Genomic DNA, 19734 nt, shown 5'->3' on the forward strand with positions numbered 1-19734 from the left:
GCGGGCCGTGGATCTTCACGTTCCGCGGAACGTTGTGGCCGGGCTCCTGGCGTACGAATATGAGCCGATGACTGGATCACCGGCCGCGCGCCGCGGTGGCGTCGTGCTGGCCGGCGGGCGGTCCGTCCGGATGGGGACGGCGAAGGCGGCGCTGGAGTGGCACGGGTCGACGTTCCTGCGTCGGACGGTGGGCATCGTCGGGCGGGCGGTCGACGGGCCGGTGGTCGTCGTGCGGGCCAGCGGGCAGCGGCTCCCGGATCTGCCCCTCGGCACGCTGGTGGTTGACGACCCGCGCGAGGACAAGGGCCCGGTCCAGGGGATGGCGGCCGGGCTGACCGTGTTGCTCGGCCGGGCCGAGAGCGCGTTCGTCGCGTCGACCGACCTGCCGTTCCTGCATCCAGCCTTCGTCACGACGGTGCTCCGGGCGCTTGACGGCCCGGCCGGTCCGGACGTCGTTCTGCCGGTCGCGCGTGGTTACCAGCAGCCGTTGGCCGCCGGCTACCGGACGGGGCTCGGCGAGCTCGCCGCCCGGCTGGTCGAGCAGGACCGGTTGCGTCCGGCCTTCCTCTTCGAGGCCTGCGCCGTGCTCCGGCTGGACGAAGCCGCGCTCAGGGCCGATCCGGTGCTCGCGGCCCTGGACCCGGACCTGGACTCCCTGCTGAACGTCAACACTCCCGCCGACTACGCGGCCGCCCGCGCTCGTCCGGCACCCGCCGTCGCCGTGCGGCTGGTCGGCGCGGGCGGCCCGCCGGACCCGCCCGGCGGGCCGCGGCTGGTGCCCGCGGCGACGATCCAGGAAGCCGCCGACGCCGTCCGCCTGCCGGTGGGCCGGGCGGTGACGGCGGCGCTGAACGGCGCCATGGTCACCGACGCCGCGACACCTCTCGTGCCGGGCGACGCGGTCTCCTTCCTGGTCGCCGGCCCGCGTGGCTGAACGCGAGACCGCGCACCGCACCCTCGCAGGCCGAGATCAGATCGGCGCGCGACTGCCCAGAGCCGTTCACCTTCGGGGTTGACCCCGGTACAAGGCCAGCCCGGACCCAGGGCTGCGGCGAGATCGCTCTCGGTAGCGTGTGGCAACTCAAGGTAGTCGGATTCGGTCGGCACGGATAGGCCGGCAGCGATGTGAACCGCCTGTGGTTACTGGGTTTCCGGATCAACTCAAAGTACTTCTCCAGGCCCGACCAGACTGGAAGCGTAGTTTGATCAATGCGGACTGTTATCTTGCCGCAGCCCTGGTCCGGACCCGGCATCGAGCGCAACAACCGGTCCGCCCGACGCTCTGGCCGTCTCGCGCCGTCCCGCCTGGTTCCGAGGCGCCGACTCGCCTGCGCAGACGCCGATCATCCCGGCTAGCTGGCCAAGCTGCCGCGCCTTGATCGAGAACTGCGCTGGAATAAAGAGGACAAACTGGGGCACCGAACGCCGCTTTGCCTGCGCAACGAGTGATCAACGCTTCCCGGCGGGGTGCGAGACCTCCTTGATCCCCAGATGCGCAGGGGAAACTGGTGGGCCGGTCACCAGGTGGTGATCATGCCTCCGTCGATCCGGATGTCCGCGCCGGTCATGTTGGCGCGGACGTCGCTGGCCAGCGGCAGGACGGCTGCGGCCTCCTCCGGCCGGGTGAACCGAGCGGGTGAGCATCCCCGCGGCGGCGGCGGCGGCGGCGTCGTCGATGTCCGACGCGGTCGTGCCCTGGGCCGCGGACAGGTGCGCGGCGATGCCGTCCGCCCCGAGCCACAGGTCGGTCGCGGCCGGTCCCGGGGCGGCCCGCCGCGCCGGACGACACTGGCCGCCGGCGCGACGGGGCCAAGGCACGCCGTCGATGGACCGTCAGGCGTCGCGCAACCGCAGCACCAACCCGCCGGCCAACAGCGTCCTGCAGCTCGCTCATCAGGTGGCTGGAGACCAGCACCGTCCGGTCGCCGTCGGCGAGCGCCCGCAGGAAGCCGCGCATCCACACGATGCCCTGCGGGTCCATGCCGTTGAACGGCTCGTCGAACATCAGCACCGGTGGGTCGCCGAGCAGCGCGGCGGCGATCCCGAGCCGCTGGCGCATCCCGAGCGAGTAGCCGCCGGCCTTGCGCCGGGCTGCGCCCGCGAGGCCGACGATGTCGAGCACCTCGTCGACGCGGCGGCGGCCGAGCCCCTGCGAGTGCGCCAGCCACAGCAGGTGGTCGCGGGCGGAGCGGCCCGGCTGCTGCGCCGTCGCGTCGAGAAGCGCGCCGACCCAGCCGAGCGGGCGCGGCAGCGTCGCGTACCGCCGGCCGCCGACCAGCGCCGTGCCTGCGTCGGGCGCGTCCAGGCCGAGGACGACCCGCATCGTCGTGGACTTGCCGGCCCCGTTCGGCCCGACAAACCCCGTCACCCGGCCCGGTGACACCGTGAAGGTCATCCCGTCCAGGGCCTTGGTCCCACCGAACCGTTTGTGCAGACCGTCAACCTCAATGCTCGTTCCCATCGGTCCCCTCCTGTGGCGTGCCATTGGTGGCAGCACCGGTTTCTAGGGACCGGGCGCTGACAGGGGCCGAACGGCGGCCGTTATCTCGTTGTTAGGCCCGGCCGGGCACCCTGGAAGGTCAGGGCCCGCGATGGCTGAAGGAGGGGACTGTGATCAAGGTGCGTCGGACCGTCCGGATGCGGCTGACGGTGCTGTACAGCGTGCTGTTCGTGGTCTCCTCCGTGGTGCTGCTGGGGATCACCAACGGGGTGGGGTCGACGTCGGTCTCCTCCACCGCGGTGGCCACCCGCCCGGACCCGGTCAGCCCGCCCGCCGGGTCAGGCGCCGTCCGCATGTCGGTGTCCCACGGCTACCTGCTCGGGTCGCTGATCGCGCTCGGGGTGATGGCGGTCGTGTCAGTCGTGGTCGGCTGGCTCGCCGCCGGCCGCGCGCTGCGGCCACTGCGGGCGATGATCGCGGCCACCCGCCGGATCTCCGCGGACAGCCTGCACGAGCGGCTCGCGATGCAGGGCCCGAAGGACGAGCTCAAGGACCTTTCGGACACCATTGACGCCCTGCTGGGACGCCTGGACGGGGCGTTCGGGGCGCAGCGCCGCTTCGTCGCGAACGCGTCGCACGAGCTGCGCACCCCGCTGGCCACCGTCCGGGCGCTCGTCGACGTCGCCGCGGCCAAGCCGGGCCCGGTGCCGGTCGAGACGATCACCCTGGCCGGCCGGGTGCGCGTCGAGCTGGACCGGGTGGACGAGCTGCTCGACGGCCTGCTCGCCCTCGCCCGCGGCCAGCACGGCGCCCTGCCCGACCGGGCGGTCATCGCCCTGGACCAGGCCGTCTCGTCCCGGCTCGCCCCCCGCGCGGACCAGCTCGCCGGCCGGGGCCTCCAGTTGCACCGGGTGTACAGCCTGGAGGAGACCTGGATCGTGGCCAGTCAGCCGCTGCTGAGCCGGATGATCGACAACCTGCTCGACAACGCGATCCTGCACAACCACGACGGCGGCTGGATCCGGGTCGCCACGGCCGTGTCCGGCCCGGCGGCCCGGGTGATCGTCGAGAACGGCGGGGACGTGCTGGCACAGGAGGAGGTCGCCGAGCTGGGCCGGCCCTTCCGCCGGCTCGGGGTGGAGCGCACCGGGTCGGACGCGGCCGGCGCCGGGCTGGGCCTCTCGATCGTGGCCGCCATCGCCGAGGCCGACGGCGGCACACTCGACCTGCGTGCCCGCGCCGACGGCGGCCTCCGGGTCACCGTCGGCCTGCCGCGGGCCGCGGCCTCGGGCGCGGCGGGCGCCGCACTGCCGGGGGTTGTGGCGTGAGGGTGCTGGTGGTCGAGGACGCGCGCCGGCTCGCCGCCGTCCTGGTCGAGGGGCTGCGGGACCAGGCGATTGCGGCCGACGTCGCGCACGACGGCCTGGAGGCCGCGGCCAAGCTGGCCACCAACAGCTACGACGTCGTCGTCCTCGATCGCGACCTGCCCGGCATCCATGGCGACACGCTCTGCCAGATGATCGCCGGGCGGGACGACCGGGTCATGGTGCTCATGCTCACCGCCGCGGACTCCCCGGTCGACCGGGTCAGCGGGCTCTCGCTCGGCGCCGACGACTACCTGACCAAGCCGTTCCACTTCCCCGAGCTGGTACTGCGGATTCGCGCGCTCGCCCGCCGGAGCCCCGCCGCCCGGCCGGCGACGCTGCGGGCCGTGGGCGTCGAGCTCGACACGATCCGCCGGACCGTCACCCGGGACGGCCGGCCGCTCGACCTGTCCGCCAAGGAGTTCTCGGTGCTGGAGGCGCTGCTGCGGGCGAGCCCGGCGTATCTGAGCGCCGAGGACCTGCTGGAGCAGGTGTGGGACGAGCACGCCGACCCGTTCACCAACACCGTTCTGGTCACCATCGGCCGGCTTCGCCGCAAGCTCGGCGACCCGCCGGTCATCGCCACGACTCCCCGGGTCGGCTACCGGATCGCCGCCGTCTGACGCCCCTCGACGCCGAGCCGGGCCCAGCGACGCCGGTCCCGCCTTCGTGCCAGTGATCGCCGTTTCCGCCTTCGGGTGGTTGCCGGAAGCTTCGATCACGACCACGCGAGGTCCGAAGCAGCGATCAACGTTCGGCGGCCGATGCCGTGGACGGCGCCGGCCGTCAGCCCATTGGCAGGTAGGTGTCGAGGTACTGGTTGCGGAAGACCGCTCCCGGGTCCCGTCGGGCGGCGAGAGCAAGAAACTGTGCCGCACAGGGATAGCCGGCCCGGACGGCATCGGGGGGTAGCGAGAAGACCTTTCCCCAATGGGGGGCCGGGGCGAACGGGGCGAGCTGGCGTTCGACGGCGGCGACGGCCGGCAGCACCGTGGCCTCGTCCGGCAGCCAGGTGAAGTGCAGGGCCATGACGTCACGCTGGTAGGCCGGGCTCAGCCAGAGGCTGTCGGCGGCGACGGTGCGGATCTCGCTGATCTGCAGGGCCGGCCGGACGGTCGCGCCGATCGCGAAGATGGCCTCGATCGCGGCGGCGGCGTGCTTCCGGGCCACGAAGTACTCGGTCTGCAGCTCGTCCCCGGCGCTCGGCGTGAAGTCCAGCCGGAAATGCGGCAGCCGCTCGTGCCACGGCCCGGGGACGCCGAGCTGCCGCGTCGTGTGCGCCGGGTCGATGCCCGGCACCGGATGCAGCGGCCGGGTGGCGAGCCGGGCGCCGAACCGCTCGGCCGGCGGTTCACCGTCGCCGTCGGGCTCATCGACCCGTTGCTTGAGCCAGACCTGGGACGACGCCGGGTCCCAGCCGGTGAAGACACCTACGCTGTAGGCGGCGGCGAAGATGTCGTCGACGGAGGCCAGCAGGCGGGCCTGGGTCAGGCCCTCGTAGACGAGCTGACGGACCTGGAACGTGGGCACAAGGTCGAGCGTCACCGCGACGGTCACGCCGAGGGCGCCGAGCGCGATGACGTGGCCCTCGAAGTCCGGGTCGACGCCACGGCGGACGGAGGCCAGTTCGCCCGACGCGGTGACCAGCTCCAACCCGGCCACCGACGTCGCCAGGTTGCCGTTGCCGTTCCCGGAGCCGTGCGTTCCGGTCGCGCACGCGCCGGCGATCGAGATGTGTGGCAGTGAGCCGAGATTGCGCAGCGCCCAGCCGGCCGTCTCCAGCTCACGGGCGAGGTCGCCATATCGGGCGCCACCGCTCACTGTCACGGTGCCACCGGCGTCGATCCGGATTCGGCGTGGCAGCCGCGCGGTCGAGATCAGCGTTCCGTCGGTGTCGGCGATCCGGCTGAACGAATGCCCGGTGCCCAGAGCCCGTGCCTTCCGAGTACCGGCGACGACCTCCTGGAGTTCTTCAACCGATTCCGGCGCGACGACCCGCTCCGCCCCGAACCGCACGTTCCCGGCCCAGTTCGCCGCCATCGCCGCATCGCTCGCCATCGTCGTCCCTCCCGCCGCACCCCGCCGCCGAGTCTGTCACCGGGCATCCGGCGGTGAGCCTGTGCTGCGGTCGCGAGGTGGCCGCGACGGGCGCGAACCGGGTCCACATGGCGAGCCGTCGGCGCGTCAACGCCGCCGCGGGGGCGCGGCCGAATCGTACAGCACGGCCCGCAGCCCGGGAATGAGATGGCGGACCAATTCATCAGCCGGCAGGCTGGCGATCGGTTCCAGCGCGAGGACGTAGCGGGCGAAGATGACGCCCCCCAGCTGGGTGGTGAAGACGGCCGCGCGGGCCGGGGCGTCGGCGCCGCCGACGTACTCGGCCATCTGCTCGGTCATCTCGCGCTGGACGAGCTCGCGGAACATCCGCGTGAACTCGGGCTCCTGCGTGACCGGGGTCGCGAGGACCCGGAGCCGGGGGCCGTGCTCCGGGTCGTCCCAGGTGGTCAGCAGCGTGCGCAGCACCCGTTCCGGCATGGTCGCCCGGTCTCCCGGCAGCGCCGCGCGCAGCAGCTCGGCCGGGTTCGCGGGCAGTCCTAGCGCCGCGCCGAACAGGCCCCGCTTGGAGCCGAAGAAGTAGCTGATCAGGGCGACGTCAACGCCCGCCTCGGCGGCTACCGACCGCAGCGTCACCGCCCGGTAGCCGTCGGCCAGGAACCGGCGCCGCGCGATCTCGAGCACGCGTCCGCGGGTGTCCGGGCTGCCCGCCCGCCGTCCCCGGGTGCTGCCCCTGCCGCCGGTCACCAGGACGACGTCGCTGCCGAGCTCGGCGAGCCGCCGGCAGGCCTCGGCGCCGCTCCCGCCGCTCCCACCGGCGACGACCGCCACCCCGGGCACGTTCGCGAAGTCCAGGTCAGCCACGGTGGCGTCAACGCACGCCGACGAGAACAGGTTCCAGAAATTCCCCGCGAGCCGGGCGGCGTCAGGACAGCGGGCGGCCTCAGGACAGATAGAGGGTCAGTGCCTCGACGAGGCCGGCACGGGCCGCGGACACGTCGGTGTAGCTGCTCAGGCCGCCGATGTCGTGCAGGCCGAGGATCGCGCCCGGCATGAGGAACCGGACCTTGGCCAGGCGCTCCCTGGAGACGGTCAGGCCGTCGAACGCGTGGTCCCACACCTCGGCCCACCGGTTGTCCCAGGCGGCCAGCGCGGCGGCGGTGCGCGGGTGGTCCCGTTCGACCACGGCCGCGTCACGCGGCAGGAACAACCGCAGCGTGTTGACCGCGCGGGCGCTGGGCGAGTCCAGCGAGTTCCAGACCAGATCGACGATCGCCTCCAGGCGCGCCGCCAGCGGCAGGCCGGCCAGCCGGTCCATGGTCGGATGGAAGCTCGGCCGGAAGGACGCGTGTTCGATGACGGCCGCCCAGACGCCGTCGGCCTCGCCGAACTGGTGCTGGATCGTCCCCCAGGTGACGCCGGCCTCCCGGGCGATCAGATTCGCGCTGACGACGTCCGGCCCGCCGGCGGCGAGCAGGTCCACGGCGACCTTCAGGATGCGCCCGCGGGTGGCGAGCCCGCGTCGGTTCAACCGGGTTCCCTTGGCGTTCAGGCCCGCCGCCCCCATGAAGCTCGCAGGCGGCGCCTTGGAGGTCGTTGTCGTAGCTGGCGCCGAGACGGCGGCGATCGTGGTGGAGGTGGTCACCTGGCCCATTGAGCGCCCCCTACAGCCGAGCGGACGGTGCCGCCGGTGGAGCCCGCGGACCCGCCGCGCGACCGAGTCGGAACTCCAGCGTCAGCACGCACTGTCGACGCTGTGTCGGCGCACAGGTGGGAACCGGCGGAGTGTTATTGGCTATACGTTACCCGTATGCCACCCTCGGTCGGCATACGGCCGGAAATGTCTGCCTTCTCGGAATCATTCGCGGGCGTACCCGTCGGCGGGAGCGAACGCCCCGGTCCAGCCGCAAGGGGGGCGCTCGCTGCGTCGCGGTGGCGGCCGACATACGACCTGCGACGTACGAGGCGGGCCCGAACTCTCGTCTTGCGGCTGATGCGCGGCCTACGGCCGAATCCCTAGCGTGGCAGCGTGGCCAGCCTGAACCGTCCCGCTGGCCGACGCGGCGTGGCGGGAGAGCACAGATGATCGAAGTTCATGGGCTGACAAAACGCTACGGCGAGCGCACCGCCGTCGCGGACCTCACCTTCACGGTGCGGCCCGGAAGCGTGACCGGGTTCCTCGGGCCGAACGGCGCCGGTAAGTCCACCACCATGCGCATGATCGCCGGGCTGGACGAGCCGACCGCCGGCACCGTCCGGGTGAACGGCAGGGACTACCGGTCCGCCAGCGCCCCGATGGCCGAGCTCGGCATCCTGCTGGAGGCCCGCGCGGTGCACACCAGCCGCTCGGCCTACAGCCACCTGCTCGCCCTCGCACAGACGAACGGCATACCCCGCCGCCGCGTCGACGAGGTGATCGACCTGGTCGGCCTGCGCGAGGTCGCCAGGAAGCGGGTCGGTGGGTTCTCCCTCGGCATGGGCCAGCGGCTCGGGGTAGCCTCCGCGCTGCTCGGTGACCCCCGCACGGTCGTGCTGGACGAGCCGGTCAACGGCCTCGACCCCGAGGGCATCCGCTGGGTCCGCACGCTGCTGAAGTCGCTCGCCGCCGAGGGACGGACCATCTTCGTCTCCTCCCACCTGATGAGCGAGATGGCGCTGACCGCGGAGCGGCTGATCGTCATCGGCCGCGGCCGGCTGCTCGCCGACACGACCGTGGCCGAACTCGTCGCGCAGGCGTCGGGCTCCGTCGTTCTGGTGCGCTCGCCGCGGGCCGGCGAGCTGCGCGACCTGCTGGTCGGGCCGGATGTCACGATCTCCAGCGCCGCCGCCGGTGAGCTGGAGGTCCGGGGCCTGTCCGCCGCGCAGATCGGCGACATCGCCTGCGCGCACAGCGTGGCGCTGCACGAGCTGGCCACCCAGCGGGCGTCGCTGGAGCAGGCGTTCATGGAGATGACGGAGGACTCCGTCGAGTACCACGCGCACACGGACGCGGCCCGGTCCATCCCGGCCCGGCGTGAGCCCGTCGCGTCTGGAGAGGCCCGATGACCACCACCCTCGCCGAGCCGCCGACCGCGACGGCCCCGCCGTTCCCCGGCATGCGTGTCAGCCAGCCCCGGGTGATCAAGTCCGAGTGGACGAAGTTCCGCTCGCTGCGCTCGACGCTCATCACGCTGGCCGCCGCAGTGGCGCTGACCATCGGCCTCGCGGCGCTGTTCTGCGCCGTGATCGCCAATCACTGGGACCACCTCGAACCGGCCCGCAAGCTCACCTTCGACGCCACCGAGGCGAGCCTGCGCGGTGTGACGCTGGCGCAGCTCGCCGTCGGGGTGCTCGGCGTGCTGCTGGTCTCCGGCGAGTACGCGACCGGCATGATCCGTGCCTCGCTCACGGTCGTGCCCAGGCGGCTGCCGGTCCTCTGGGCCAAGATGGCTGTCTTCACGGCCGTCGTCGGCGTCACCTCCGTCATCTCGACGCTCGTCGCGTTCTTCCTCGGCCAGTCGCTGCTGGCCAGCAAGCACCTCAACGTGGCGTTCTCGCACCCGCACACGGCCCGGATGGTGTTTGGCGCGGCGGTCTACCTGCTGCTGGTGGGCCTCACCGGGATGGCGCTCGGCGGTCTGTTCCGCAACACCGCCGCCGGCATCTCCAGCCTCGTCGCGCTCTACTTCGTCATCCCGCCGCTGTTCGAACTGCTCCCGTCCTCCTGGGCGACGAACATCAGCCCGTACCTGCCGTCCAACGCCGGCTCGGCGTTCTGGCAGCGCGCGGACCCGAGCCTTCTCTCGCCGGGCCAGGGTTTCCTGGTGATCCTGGCCTGGACGGCCGTCTTCGTGGTCCTCGCGGCGGTCCGGCTCAAGCGAGCCGACGCCTAGTCTCGAGAGGTCCGGCCGGCCGCGGCCGGGGAGGGAGGTGAGACGAGTGAGCGTGATCTCGCCGGCGCGGTGGCAGGCGGTCCAGGCCAGGGCCAGGCGAGCCGTCCCCCGGCCCGCCTGGCGGCCTCGGCAGTGGGCAGCCGTGCGCGGTCTGGCCGAGGCGTTCGACGGCGACCCGTCGCGGAACTACGCTCGCGCCCTCGCGTTGCTCGCGCCGGTGGCCGTGCTGGCGCTCGGTATGCCGAGCGCGGTGCGTGACTCCTTGCGGGCGGGCCACCCGCTCGCCCTGACCGTCTCACTCACGGTCGCGCTCGCGGCGACGCTGCTGTTCCGCCGTCGCCACCCGTTCACGACGTTCGCCGTCGTCTCGGCGATCGCCTTCAGCCAGTGGCTGTTCGACGTCCGGCTGATGGCGGACATCGCGTTGCTCGTCGCGTTCTACACCGTCGCGGCCTGCGGGTCGGTCTGGGCGATCATCGCCGCCGGCGCGGTGATGGAGATCGGGATCGGGCTCGCGGTCGACCGGTGGGCGGAGGTAGGCGTCTGGATCACCGTTTTCGTCCTGCTGTCCGGGATGGCGGTGGCTGCCGGGGTGCTCGGGATCTTCGCGCGGACCCGCACCGCCTACCTCTCGCAGCTGCGGCAGCGGGCCGAGCGGCTCGAACGGGAGCGCGACCAGCAGGCCGAGCTCGCCACGGCCCGCGAGCGCGGCCGGATCGCCCGCGAGATGCACGACATCGTCGCCCACCACCTGACCGTCATCATCGCGCTGTCCGAGGGCGCGGCGGCGACGGTCGGCGGCTCGCCGGACGCCGCCCGCGACGCGATGAGCACGGTCTCCGCCACCGGCCGCGAGGCGCTGGCCGACACGCGCCGCCTGCTCGGCGTGCTGCGCGGCTACACCCCGGACCCGGCCCTGCCAGCCGTGGCACCCGGCGCGCCGGCTGAGGAGGACCGCGCGCCCCAGCCCGGGCTCGCGAGCCTCGAAACGTTGCTCGACCAGGTCAGAGCGGCGGGGCTGGCCGTGACGCTGACGGTCCGCGGCGACGGCCGTGCGCTGCCCGGTGGGCTCCAGCTGGCCGTCTACCGGCTGATCCAGGAGTCGCTGACGAACGCCCTCAAGCACGCCGGCCCGGGCTGCGCCGCCCGGGTGACCGTCGACTACCGGCCGGACCGGGTGCTGCTCGACGTCGTCGACGACGGCGCCGCGGGCTGGCAGCCTGACGACCCGGGGTTGCCCGGGTTGGCCTTCGTGGGCCAGCCCGTCCCCCCAGGCCGCGACGCTGCGTCCGCTGTCTCCCAGAATCTGGTCCCTCCCAGCCCTGGCTCGGATGGCCCCGTCTCCGCGGGCCATGGCGTCACGGGGATGCGGGAACGAGTCGCCGCCTGGGGCGGCGAGCTGACCTGTGGCCCGCTGCGGTCCGGCGGCTGGCGCGTCACCGCCTGCCTGCCTCGCTCGGCCGCCACCGACCGGCCGGCCGAGACCGTTCTGCCGGGTGCGGCGTGATGACGGGTCCGGCCGGCCAGGCACGGGCCGGGGCCGGCGGTTCCGTGTCCGCGCCGGCCGGGTCCTTGTCCGCCGACTCCGGGGGCGCGGCGTCGATCCGGGTGCTGCTCGCCGACGACCAGCCGCTGATCAGGCTGGGTTTCCGCATGTTCCTGCGGGCCGAGCCGGGCATCGAGGTCGTCGGCGAGGCCGACGACGGGGCGAGCGCCGTCAGACTGGCCCGTCAGCTGCGCCCGGACGTGGTCTTCATGGACGTCCGGATGCCCGGCATGGACGGCATCGAGGCGACCGCCGCGATCGTCGCGGCCCGGCTGCCGACCAGGGTGCTGATCCTGACCACGTTCGACCTCGACCAGTACGTCTACGCGGGCCTGCGGGCCGGGGCGAGTGGCTTCCTGCTCAAGGACGCGCGCCCGGCCGAGCTCGCCGCGGCCGCCCACGCGGTGGCCGCGGGCGACGCCGTCATCGCGCCGAGCGCCACGCGCCGGCTGCTGGAGACGTTCACGCCGCTGCTGCCCACCCCCGAGCAGGCCGACGCCCGATCGTCCGCGCTGGCCGCCCTCACCGACCGTGAGCATGACGTCCTGCTCCTGGTGGCCCAGGCCCGCACCAACCGCGAGATTGCCGACGGGCTGCACGTCTCCGAGGCCACTGTGAAGGTCCACGTCGGCCGGATCCTGGCCAAGCTGGGCCTGCGGGACCGGGTCCAGACCGTCGCCTTCGCTTACGAGACCGGTCTGATCACCCCAAGCGCCGGCTACCGGGCGAACGGCTGACGGCGTGACCGGCTGACGGCGGCAGCCTGGGCCGTCCCAAGCCGGCTGGTAGGTCGTGGGTGGGGGTGAAGTGCCAGCCGGTGAGTTCCTCGGCTTGGATCGCGATCTGTTGGCGCCAGTGATCTCGATCCGTTCCACCACGTCGGTGAGGATCTTGCGGAGGGCCGTCAGACCGTCCTCGGTCGTCGTCTGGCGGTCTCTCCTCTGGCGACATTCCAACGGGCGCTGACAACGATGACGGCACCGAGGGCAGCGAAAGCAGAACCGATCGCGGCTTTCAGGGTAACCGCTCGGTTCATGAGCTATCAACAGCGTGGTCGCCCCTGTGGGCCAGCTTCCGTCGGTCATCCGCGGCCGGGACGAGCTGCTCACCGAGCTCACGGCCGCCATGGAGCGCAACGACGGTTCGGTGTTCGTCCTGCACGGACTGGGGGGATCGGGCAAGACGACGGTCGCGCTCGAGGTGGCCCGGCGCGCCCAGGTCCGGGCCCGCTCGGCCGACGACCCTGCGGACCCGGCCGGCGCGCCGACTGGGGGCCGTGCCGCCTGGTGGGTGTCCGCGGCGAGCGCGGCGGCGTCGAGCGCCGGAATGCGACAGCTGGCCGTCGAGCTGGGCGCGGACACCGAGCAGCTGCGCCTGGCCTGGTCGGGCCAGGCGAGCGCGTCCGACCTGGTATGGCGGCTGCTGAATGAACGTAGCGACGCCTGGGTGCTGGTCGTCGACAACGCGGACGACCTGGACCTGCTGACCTCCACGCGGACGCGGGTCGCGAGCCTGGCCGACCTTGCCCTCGTCGACCTGGCCGCCCGGCCCGGCCCAGACCCCGACGACCCGCTGGCCTACACGCTCAGCCTGCACCCGCTGGTCCGGGCGACCAGCCCACCGCGAGCAGGGCCGGTATGACGAGGCACGGGAGGAGTTCCTGGCGGTGCTTGCCGCCCAGCGCGCGCAGCTCGGCGAGGATCACCCCCACACGCTGGTGACCCGCAGCAACGTCGCCTCCATGTACTTCGTTGCCGGGCTGCTCGAACAGGCCGAGGAGGAGTACCGCGCCGTGCTCGACGCGGAGCGGCGGCTGCTCGGCGACGCCGACATCGAAATCCTGGTCACGAACGGCAACCTAGCCTGCGTGCTCGCCGAACGGGGCCGCTACCAGCAGGCCGAGGCCGAGTACCGGACGGTGCTCGCGGCGGAGACCAGGGTGCTGGGTGCCGAGCATCCCGACACCCTGACCACCAGGCACAACCTGGGTGAGACGCTCGCCGCTCAGGGCCGGCGTGACGACGCGCTCGCCGAGCTGCGCACGGTCCTCGACGCACGTCGTCGCGTTCTCGGCCCGCAACACCCCAACACCCGACAGACCGAGAGTGAGCTGTCCAAACTCGCCCCCGGGCTGCCTTCCGAGCCCGATGACCGCGGCCGCCAGCCGTAGGTGGGGAGCGCCCACCGTCGTTGGCGCCGGCTGCCGCGTCCGGTCGGCTGCGCGAGGATGACCCGGGCGCCGCGCCGTCCGCGAGCAGCGCGGCGCCGGCCACCAGGGCGGTGACGAACCCGCCGTGGGCCGACTGGCGCTGCTCGGCCCGCCCGCGCAGCAGGCCCTGCCGGATGATCGTGTAGGGCGAAGGTGTCCTCGAACCTGCCCGGATAGCGCCGACGACGGGCCCGTCGAGCGGGACGGTGTGCGCGTCCTCGTTGTGGGAGAACTCTTCGGCCGCGTGGCGCACCGCGGCGACGAACGTGCTGGTGGCGTCGGTGTCGGTGGCAGGTTCGGCTGCCAGTCATCCCTTCGCCACGAGGGCAGGGAGCGTTGCGGCCGCGGTCGGTGGGGGTCAGAGGGTCGGCCACGCCACTGGGTGGGGGTCATGACCTGCACGGCCACGCCACCGACCGGGGCCGGACCCGGTCACGCCGCCTGGCGTAGCGCGCGGGCCTCACCGTCGGGCAACGCGTGGTAGACGAGCGTGAGCAGTTCGCGGGCCGCGGCGACTTTCCCGATGTTGGTGCCACGCCGCTGTCCGATCCTGGTTTTGGTGGTGCCGAGGATCGGGGTGGACGCGGGCAGGACCTGCACGGCCTCGATCGCGGTCCAGCGGACCAGGGTGGAGCCCTGCTTGGTGATGTGCCAGCGGTGCACGGTCGTGTCGGACTCGTGGTGGCGCGGGGTCAGACCGGCCCAGCTGGTCAGGTGGCCCGCGGTGGGGAACCGGTGCACGTCCCCGATCTCGGCGACGAACACCGCGCCCAGCGTCGGCCCGACTCCAGGGATCTGTTGGACCGCCCGGTAGCCCGGATCGCCGGCGAGCCGGGTACTGATCTGGCGGCGGACGGTGTCGATCTCCTCGTCGAGCAGGTCGATGACCAGCGCACCCCTCTCGTCGACCTGGCGATCCAAACACGGGCGTCACTCTTCCCTACCGGGCAGCCCCGTACCGCGCTCAGGCTGGCTCGACACCTGGACCGACCAGGACTCCGACAACGTCGCCGTCGACAGCGCTGACGCGTTCGCCTTCCAGCGACACGAGAGCCGCGCCCGGCTAGCAGGCGGTCGGGGCTGCCCGGCGCGGGCGCCGAAGCCGCGCCTGATCAGGACGTGGTGTCGAACGCGGCCAGCAGCTCGGTGCCGGCGGCCGAGAGGACCTTGTCGGTGCGGACCAGCTCGACCCGGTGCAGCGGGAAGGAGCCGAAACACGCGTTCCGGCATGCGTGGACCGCCGGCGGGACGGCCGTGAGGTCGGCGCAGCGGAACCGCACCACGTTGCTGACCGCGATCCGCAGCGGCTCCTGCCGTGGCGGCCCGGTCTCCAGGTCGCGCAGGATCGAGGCGCGCAACGCGAGCGGGGCCGACGCCGGCCGCGCATAGGCCCGGACGTAGACGGTATGGCGCGCGACCGCCAGGCCCCGCAGGGTGAAGGTGATCGGTGGTGCGGCCCCGACGCGGTGTGCGAGTACCGCCGCCACCCGCTCCAGCGGAAGATCGGCGTACCGGTCGAGATTCGCCAGCGTGATGTGGATGGCACCAGCGGGATACAGGTAGTGCTGGTCGGCGCCGGCTGGTGCGGCCGGCTGCGCGGCGGCCCGGACCCGCGCCGCCAGCTCCGTCGGCACCCGCACGACCGTGGTCAGAAACGCCCGCGGCCCTTCCTCGCCCCGCCAGACACCTACCCCGTCGCGCCGCAGCGCCAAGGCCTCCCGGCCGCGCAGGAGACCGAACCGGCCGTGCTGCGCCAGTTCGCCGCCGAGCAGCCCGCACAGGCGCTCCGCCGTCGACCACCGGTCCACGGCGGGATCGTATGCGGGGGTTCTCCTACTGGTTTCCGATGGCGAAGCCGGAGGGGGCAGGGGCGCCGTGGAGGGTCCAGCCGGAGCCGGCGCGCAGCCAGCCGGCGGAGGCGGCGGTGCCGCCGTCCACGCTCAGCGTGCTGCCGTTGATGTAGGCGGCCCGGTCCGAGCACAGGAACACGGCGGCGTCGGCGATCTCGGCGGCGACGCCCTCGCGCCCGAGCGGGATGTAGCGCTCGATGCCGTCGAGGCGCTCGGCCGGGGGAGCGGGCAGTGCGTCGGGGTCGACGGGGCCGCGCATGATGCCCCGGATGCCGGCGGTCGCGGTGAGGTCGGGGGCGATCGCGTTGATCCGGATGCCGGATTCGGCGAGCTCCAGTGCCATCGTCCGGGTGAAGTTGATCATTCCGGCCTTGCAGGCGGCGTAGACGGCGTACATCGGGGCGGCGCGCAGGCCCTCAATGCTGGTGATGTTGACGACGGAGCCGCCGCTGCGCCGTGGGCCGTTGATCTCGCCCTCGGCGGCGACGGTCTGGGCGATCAGGGGAGCCGCGGTCGAGGTGGCGGCGAGCATGCTGACGAGGTTGATGTCGATGTGGCGGCGCCAGCTACGTTCGCTCTGGTCGAGGAACCGGCTCGCCTTCACCCCACCTGCGTTGTTGACGAGGATGTCCAGGCGGCCGAACTCGGCGTGGGCGGCGGTGATGGCCGCGGTGAGGGCGGCGGTGTCCATCACATCCGCGTGGAGCGCGAGGGCCTGGCCGCCTTCTTTCTCGATCAGTTCGACGGTGGCGGCCGCCCGGGCCCGGTCGATCTCGACCAGGCCGACCCGGACTCCCGCGGCGGCCAGCCCACGCGCAATCGCCTGACCGATGCCGGCGCCGGCGCCGGTCACCACTGCGGCCCTGCCCGCCAGCCCGAGATCGAACGTCGCCGTCACCGTACCCACTCCTCATGCTCCGGTCGCCTCGCGGCCCGCTTCGAGGTCCCGCGGCCGTGGTCACCGGTCCGGGGCCAAGCGGCCCGCGACCTGGGCAGGATCGGAGCCCGCCGGCGCACAGGGGCTGCTGTGGAAGCTGGTTCCCGCTGCCTGGAAGCCTAGCTCTCGGCGACGTCAGCCGCCCGGAACAGCTCGTTCGCCCCGGCCAGGAACCGCTCGTTGCCGGTCTCGGTGGCGTACGTCGAGATGACGCCACGGCCGCGGATCTGGACCTGCCCGGTCTCGCCGGCTCGACAGAGCCGCCCGGCCGGGTCGACGACCCTGACCTCGGCGCCGACCGGCCGTCCCACCGAGCCGGGCCGGCGCCCGCCGCCCAGCGGGTTCGCGGTGATCTGGCTCGCGGCCTCCGTCATCCCGTAGGTCTCGACGACGGGCAGGCCGGTGGCGGCCTCGAACACGGTAGGACGGCGCCCGGCAGCGGCGCCGAGGCCGACCGCACGAAGCGCACCGTGGATGTCTGGGCCGGCGACGGCGCCGGCTCGCGGGCGAGGATCGCCAGGACCGCGGGAACGGCATTGATCCAGGTGACGCCCCGAGACTGGGTCAGGTCCCAGAAGCCCCGGCGGTGGAAGCGCTCGTCGAGCACGAGCTCGCCGCCGCCGACCAGCGTCGCCAGCAGGCCGACGACCTCGGCGTTCACGTGGACCAGCGGAAGCGGGTTGTAGCCGACGTCGGCGGCGGTCATCCGGTGGTGGCGGGCGACGGCGGCCGCGACGTGCAACAGCCGGCGGGCATCCAGAAACACCTGCTTGGGCGTCCCGGTCGTGCCGGAGCTGGCAAGCAGCACCCCGCCGAGCTGGTCGCTCCCGCACCGGCGTACAGCAGTCCCAGCCCGGCCCCCATGATCACAAGCGGGGTGAGCAGGTTGCCGAGATAGGTGCCGTCCACCGGGATGCGGGACAGCCAGAAGATGCCACCGGCGGCGAGCAGCGCGCCGGTGACGATGATCGGACGGGTACCGGTCCGGATGAACATGTTCGTCGCCATGGTGGAGCCGAACCCGATGCCGACGCTCACCGGCACGTACGAGAGCCCGCACTGCAGCTGGGAGTAGCCCAGGACGTTCTGCATGTACAGGGTGACGAAGAAGAACATCGAGTAGAACCCGGCCCAGGCGAGGGCCTCGCCGAGGAGCACCGGACGCTGGTCCTGCGCGACCCGACCGACAACCTGATCGAGGTCAGTTCTACGCCGACCCGCGGATGATGTACTGACGCCGCGAGGCCGGTTCAGCCCGTCGGGCCTGTGACCAGGGCCGGGATGTCGGCGACGCTGGCGAGCAGGTGGGTGTGCGGAACGGCGCCCAGGGCCGTCGCGGCGACCTGCCCGGAGAGCACCCCGACGACGGCCCCGGCGCCCGCGTTCGTGCCCGCCCGCAGGTCGCGCACCGTGTCGCCCGCGACGAGCACCCGGCGCACCGCGGTGACCCCGGTCAGCTCCATCGCGCGGAAGATCAGGTACGGGGCCGGGCGGCCGCTCGGGACGTCGTCGGCGCAGACGACCGCGTCGAGCAGGCCGCCGTCCCAGCCGAGCGACGCCAGGAGCGGGCCGACGACCGACCGGTCGAACCCGGTGGTCAGCGCGATCTTGATGCCGTGCGCCCGCAGCGTGCCGAACGCCTCGACGACACCGGGCATCGGCGCCGGCGGCCGGGTCCGGTAGGCGGTGTCGAGCCGGTCGCGGAAGTCGGTGAACACCCGTTCCACCACATCGGCGACCAGCTCGGCCGGGTCGGTGCCCGCGAAGGCCGGCGCGAGCAGCGCCCGGATCGCGGCCCGCTTGTCCGCGCCCATCCACCGCTGGACGTCCGCGTCGGACAGGACCAGGCCGGTGGACGCGCCGGCTGCCTCGACGGCACCGCGCAGCGCGTCGTAGACCGCGCCGTGCTCCTCGACGGTCGTGCCGGCGATGTCGAAGGCCACCAGGTCGACGCGGATCCGTTCGGGATCCTCGGGCGAGCCGTGGCCGGGCGTCAGGGCGTCCGCGACGAGCGAGCTGACGGAGTCGGTGGCCACGTGTTCACCTTTCCTGGAACGGCTGGCTGCTTGGTGGGCACGATGTGAACAGCCACCGAACACCTTCCCACGACGGTGACCAGCATTTTCTCGGCCCCGAGTGTCAGGCGAGTCTCGCCCGGCCGAGGACGCGCGTTTCGGCCGGTCCGTCGGCCATGCTCGGCCGTATGCGGCTGGGTGAGTTCGATCTGGTGGTGGCCGGTGCGGGAATCATCGGCCTGGCGCACGCGGTGGAGGGGCTGCGCCGCGGGCTGCGGGTCGCGGTCGTCGAGCGCGACGAGTTCGCCCGCGGCGCCTCGGTCCGCAATTTCGGCCACGGCTGCGTGAGCGGCCAGGCGGGCCAGGCGCTCGACTACGCGAAGGCCGCCCGGGAACGCTGGCTGGAGCTGGGCCGGCTGGCCGGCTTCTACGCGGAGCCGACCGGCACCGTGGTCGCCGCCCGGTCGGCCGAGGAACTGGCCGTGCTCGGCGACTTCGCCGCGGCCGGCGTGGCCCCGGTCGAGATGCTGGACGCCGATGGCGTGCGGGCGCGGGTGCCGGTGCGGGCGAAGACGCTGGTCGGCGGCGCGTTCCTGCCGTGGGACGTCAGGGTGGACCCGCGCGAGGCCGTCGGCGCGATCGCCCGCTGGCTCGCCGCCGAGGGCGTCACCTTCTTCTGGCGCACGGCTGCCCTGGAGGCCGCGGCTGGCGTCCTGCGCACCGGCCGCGGCGAGCTCGTGGCCCCCGCGATCGTGCAGGCGACCGGTCACGACCTCGACCGGCTCCACCCGGAGATCGCCGAGCGGGCCGGGGTACGGCGGTGCGTGCTGCAGATGCTCCGGGTCGCGGCGCCGGCCACCGCTGACGGGGCTGCCGTCGAGCGGTTCGGGCCGGGGGTGCTGACGGGCCTGTCGCTGCTGCGATACGCAGGCTTCGCGGACTGCCCGTCGCTGCCGGCGCTGCGGGCGCGGTTCGAGGCCGAGCGGCCCGACCTGCTCGCCGTCGACATGAACCTCATGTTCACGCAGCTTCCCGACGGGGACCTGCTCATCGGGGACACCCACGAGCGGGCCGTCACCCATCACCCGTTCCAGGACGAGCGGGTCGATGACCTGTTGCTGGCCGAGACGGCGGACCTGCTCGGTGTGCCGGCCGCCGAGCTCGCGGTGCGAGAGCGTTGGCGCGGCTGCTACGCGACGGCCCCGGACCGGGAGTTCCTGGTCGAGAGCCCGACGCCTGGCGTGCGGGTCGTCGCGGTGACCACCGGCATCGGCATGACGACCTGCCACGGCCTGGCGGCCCAGGTCGTCGCTGATCTGTTCGCATGACCGTTAGCTGAACACATCCGGCACCCGGTCCGCGCCCGGGCCGGCGTCAGACCACTTGGCCACCTGATGTGCCGCAAATCGGTGTCGAGCGTTCGTCGCGTCATCATCCGTTCTGTGT

Annotated in this window: 21 protein-coding genes; 10 read left to right on the forward strand and 11 right to left on the reverse strand. The window is 73.1% G+C overall.

Annotated features, from left to right (window positions below):
- Window positions 1-67 precede the first annotated feature (67 nt).
- Window positions 68-934 carry a molybdenum cofactor guanylyltransferase gene (locus FRADC12_RS18615; protein ID WP_045879824.1) on the forward strand — a complete coding sequence of 289 codons (867 nt, stop codon included), beginning with the start codon at window positions 68-70 and terminating at the stop codon, window positions 932-934.
- A 630-nt stretch (window positions 935-1564) separates the two neighbouring features.
- Here the strand turns inward: FRADC12_RS18615 and FRADC12_RS18620 are convergent.
- The gene (locus FRADC12_RS18620) at window positions 1565-2461 is read right to left on the reverse strand and encodes an ATP-binding cassette domain-containing protein (RefSeq protein WP_232303885.1); all 897 of its coding nucleotides are present in this window, start codon (window positions 2459-2461) and stop codon (window positions 1565-1567) included.
- A 149-nt stretch (window positions 2462-2610) separates the two neighbouring features.
- Between FRADC12_RS18620 and FRADC12_RS18625 the strand changes: the two genes are divergently transcribed.
- On the forward strand, window positions 2611-3768 hold the full coding sequence (locus FRADC12_RS18625) for a sensor histidine kinase (RefSeq protein WP_198152962.1): 1158 nt from the start codon (window positions 2611-2613) through the stop codon (window positions 3766-3768).
- Window positions 3765-4427, forward strand: a complete 663-nt coding sequence (locus FRADC12_RS18630; protein WP_198152963.1) for a response regulator transcription factor — start codon at window positions 3765-3767, stop codon at window positions 4425-4427. The genes FRADC12_RS18625 and FRADC12_RS18630 overlap by 4 nt, the downstream gene beginning before the upstream one ends.
- Window positions 4428-4590: 163 nt before the next feature.
- Here the strand turns inward: FRADC12_RS18630 and FRADC12_RS18635 are convergent, their stop codons facing one another.
- From FRADC12_RS18635 to FRADC12_RS18645, 3 genes are all read right to left on the reverse strand, one after another.
- Window positions 4591-5862, reverse strand: a complete 1272-nt coding sequence (locus FRADC12_RS18635) for an FAD-binding protein (protein WP_045877606.1) — start codon at window positions 5860-5862, stop codon at window positions 4591-4593.
- 126 nt (window positions 5863-5988) lie between these two features.
- Entirely contained in the window at window positions 5989-6723 is a 735-nt protein-coding gene (locus tag FRADC12_RS18640) for a TetR/AcrR family transcriptional regulator (protein ID WP_232303886.1), read from the reverse strand.
- A gap of 79 nt (window positions 6724-6802) precedes the next feature.
- On the reverse strand, window positions 6803-7513 hold the full coding sequence (locus FRADC12_RS18645) for a TetR/AcrR family transcriptional regulator (protein WP_084010956.1): 711 nt from the start codon (window positions 7511-7513) through the stop codon (window positions 6803-6805).
- A gap of 428 nt (window positions 7514-7941) precedes the next feature.
- On the opposite strand from FRADC12_RS18645, the gene FRADC12_RS18650 reads away from it, so the two are divergent.
- The 6 genes from FRADC12_RS18650 to FRADC12_RS18675 all read left to right on the forward strand — a co-directional run bounded on the left by FRADC12_RS18650 (window position 7942) and on the right by FRADC12_RS18675 (window position 13447).
- Entirely contained in the window at window positions 7942-8904 is a 963-nt protein-coding gene (locus tag FRADC12_RS18650) for an ABC transporter ATP-binding protein (RefSeq protein WP_045877607.1), read from the forward strand.
- Window positions 8901-9731: an ABC-2 transporter permease gene (locus FRADC12_RS18655; protein ID WP_045877608.1), complete on the forward strand. Its 831-nt coding sequence runs from the start codon at window positions 8901-8903 to the stop codon at window positions 9729-9731. The genes FRADC12_RS18650 and FRADC12_RS18655 overlap by 4 nt, the downstream gene beginning before the upstream one ends.
- A 46-nt stretch (window positions 9732-9777) precedes the next feature.
- Window positions 9778-11238, forward strand: coding sequence for a sensor histidine kinase (locus tag FRADC12_RS18660; RefSeq protein ID WP_157488921.1), 1461 nt, complete (start codon window positions 9778-9780; stop codon window positions 11236-11238).
- Window positions 11238-12014: a response regulator gene (locus tag FRADC12_RS18665; RefSeq protein ID WP_255355206.1), complete on the forward strand. Its 777-nt coding sequence runs from the start codon at window positions 11238-11240 to the stop codon at window positions 12012-12014. The genes FRADC12_RS18660 and FRADC12_RS18665 overlap by 1 nt, the downstream gene beginning before the upstream one ends.
- 313 nt (window positions 12015-12327) lie before the next feature.
- Window positions 12328-12918, forward strand: a complete 591-nt coding sequence (locus tag FRADC12_RS18670; RefSeq protein ID WP_157488922.1) for an AAA family ATPase — start codon at window positions 12328-12330, stop codon at window positions 12916-12918.
- Between the two features lie 25 nt (window positions 12919-12943).
- Window positions 12944-13447: a tetratricopeptide repeat protein gene (locus tag FRADC12_RS18675; protein ID WP_045877610.1), complete on the forward strand. Its 504-nt coding sequence runs from the start codon at window positions 12944-12946 to the stop codon at window positions 13445-13447.
- A 471-nt stretch (window positions 13448-13918) separates the two neighbouring features.
- On the opposite strand, the gene FRADC12_RS18680 is transcribed toward FRADC12_RS18675, so the two are convergent.
- From FRADC12_RS18680 to FRADC12_RS18700, 7 genes are all read right to left on the reverse strand, one after another.
- A complete protein-coding gene (locus FRADC12_RS18680; protein WP_084010960.1) occupies window positions 13919-14407 on the reverse strand; it encodes a transposase in 489 nt (162 codons plus the stop codon).
- 191 nt (window positions 14408-14598) lie between these two features.
- Entirely contained in the window at window positions 14599-15294 is a 696-nt protein-coding gene (locus FRADC12_RS18685) for a 2'-5' RNA ligase family protein (protein ID WP_045877611.1), read from the reverse strand.
- Window positions 15295-15319: 25 nt separating this feature from the next.
- Entirely contained in the window at window positions 15320-16234 is a 915-nt protein-coding gene (locus FRADC12_RS18690; protein ID WP_045877612.1) for an SDR family NAD(P)-dependent oxidoreductase, read from the reverse strand.
- Window positions 16235-16392: 158 nt separating this feature from the next.
- Entirely contained in the window at window positions 16393-16692 is a 300-nt protein-coding gene (locus FRADC12_RS32425) for an AMP-binding protein (protein WP_052710997.1), read from the reverse strand.
- Window positions 16644-17015 (reverse strand): AMP-binding protein, encoded by a 372-nt coding sequence (locus FRADC12_RS32430; protein WP_052710998.1) that lies wholly within the window; start codon window positions 17013-17015, stop codon window positions 16644-16646. Before FRADC12_RS32430 ends, FRADC12_RS32425 begins: the two co-directional genes overlap by 49 nt.
- Complete coding sequence (locus FRADC12_RS28560) at window positions 16976-17431, reverse strand: MFS transporter (RefSeq protein WP_052710999.1); 456 nt, start codon at window positions 17429-17431, stop codon at window positions 16976-16978. Before FRADC12_RS28560 ends, FRADC12_RS32430 begins: the two co-directional genes overlap by 40 nt.
- 92 nt (window positions 17432-17523) lie before the next feature.
- Window positions 17524-18309 carry a phosphonatase-like hydrolase gene (locus FRADC12_RS18700; protein ID WP_084010964.1) on the reverse strand — a complete coding sequence of 262 codons (786 nt, stop codon included), beginning with the start codon at window positions 18307-18309 and terminating at the stop codon, window positions 17524-17526.
- A 167-nt stretch (window positions 18310-18476) separates the two neighbouring features.
- Between FRADC12_RS18700 and FRADC12_RS18705 the strand changes: the two genes are divergently transcribed.
- Window positions 18477-19616: a TIGR03364 family FAD-dependent oxidoreductase gene (locus tag FRADC12_RS18705; RefSeq protein ID WP_045877613.1), complete on the forward strand. Its 1140-nt coding sequence runs from the start codon at window positions 18477-18479 to the stop codon at window positions 19614-19616.
- Window positions 19617-19734 lie beyond the last annotated feature (118 nt).

Origin of the sequence: Pseudofrankia sp. DC12, from assembly GCF_000966285.1 — a bacterium.
Taxonomy (GTDB): Bacteria; Actinomycetota; Actinomycetes; order Frankiales; family Frankiaceae; genus Pseudofrankia.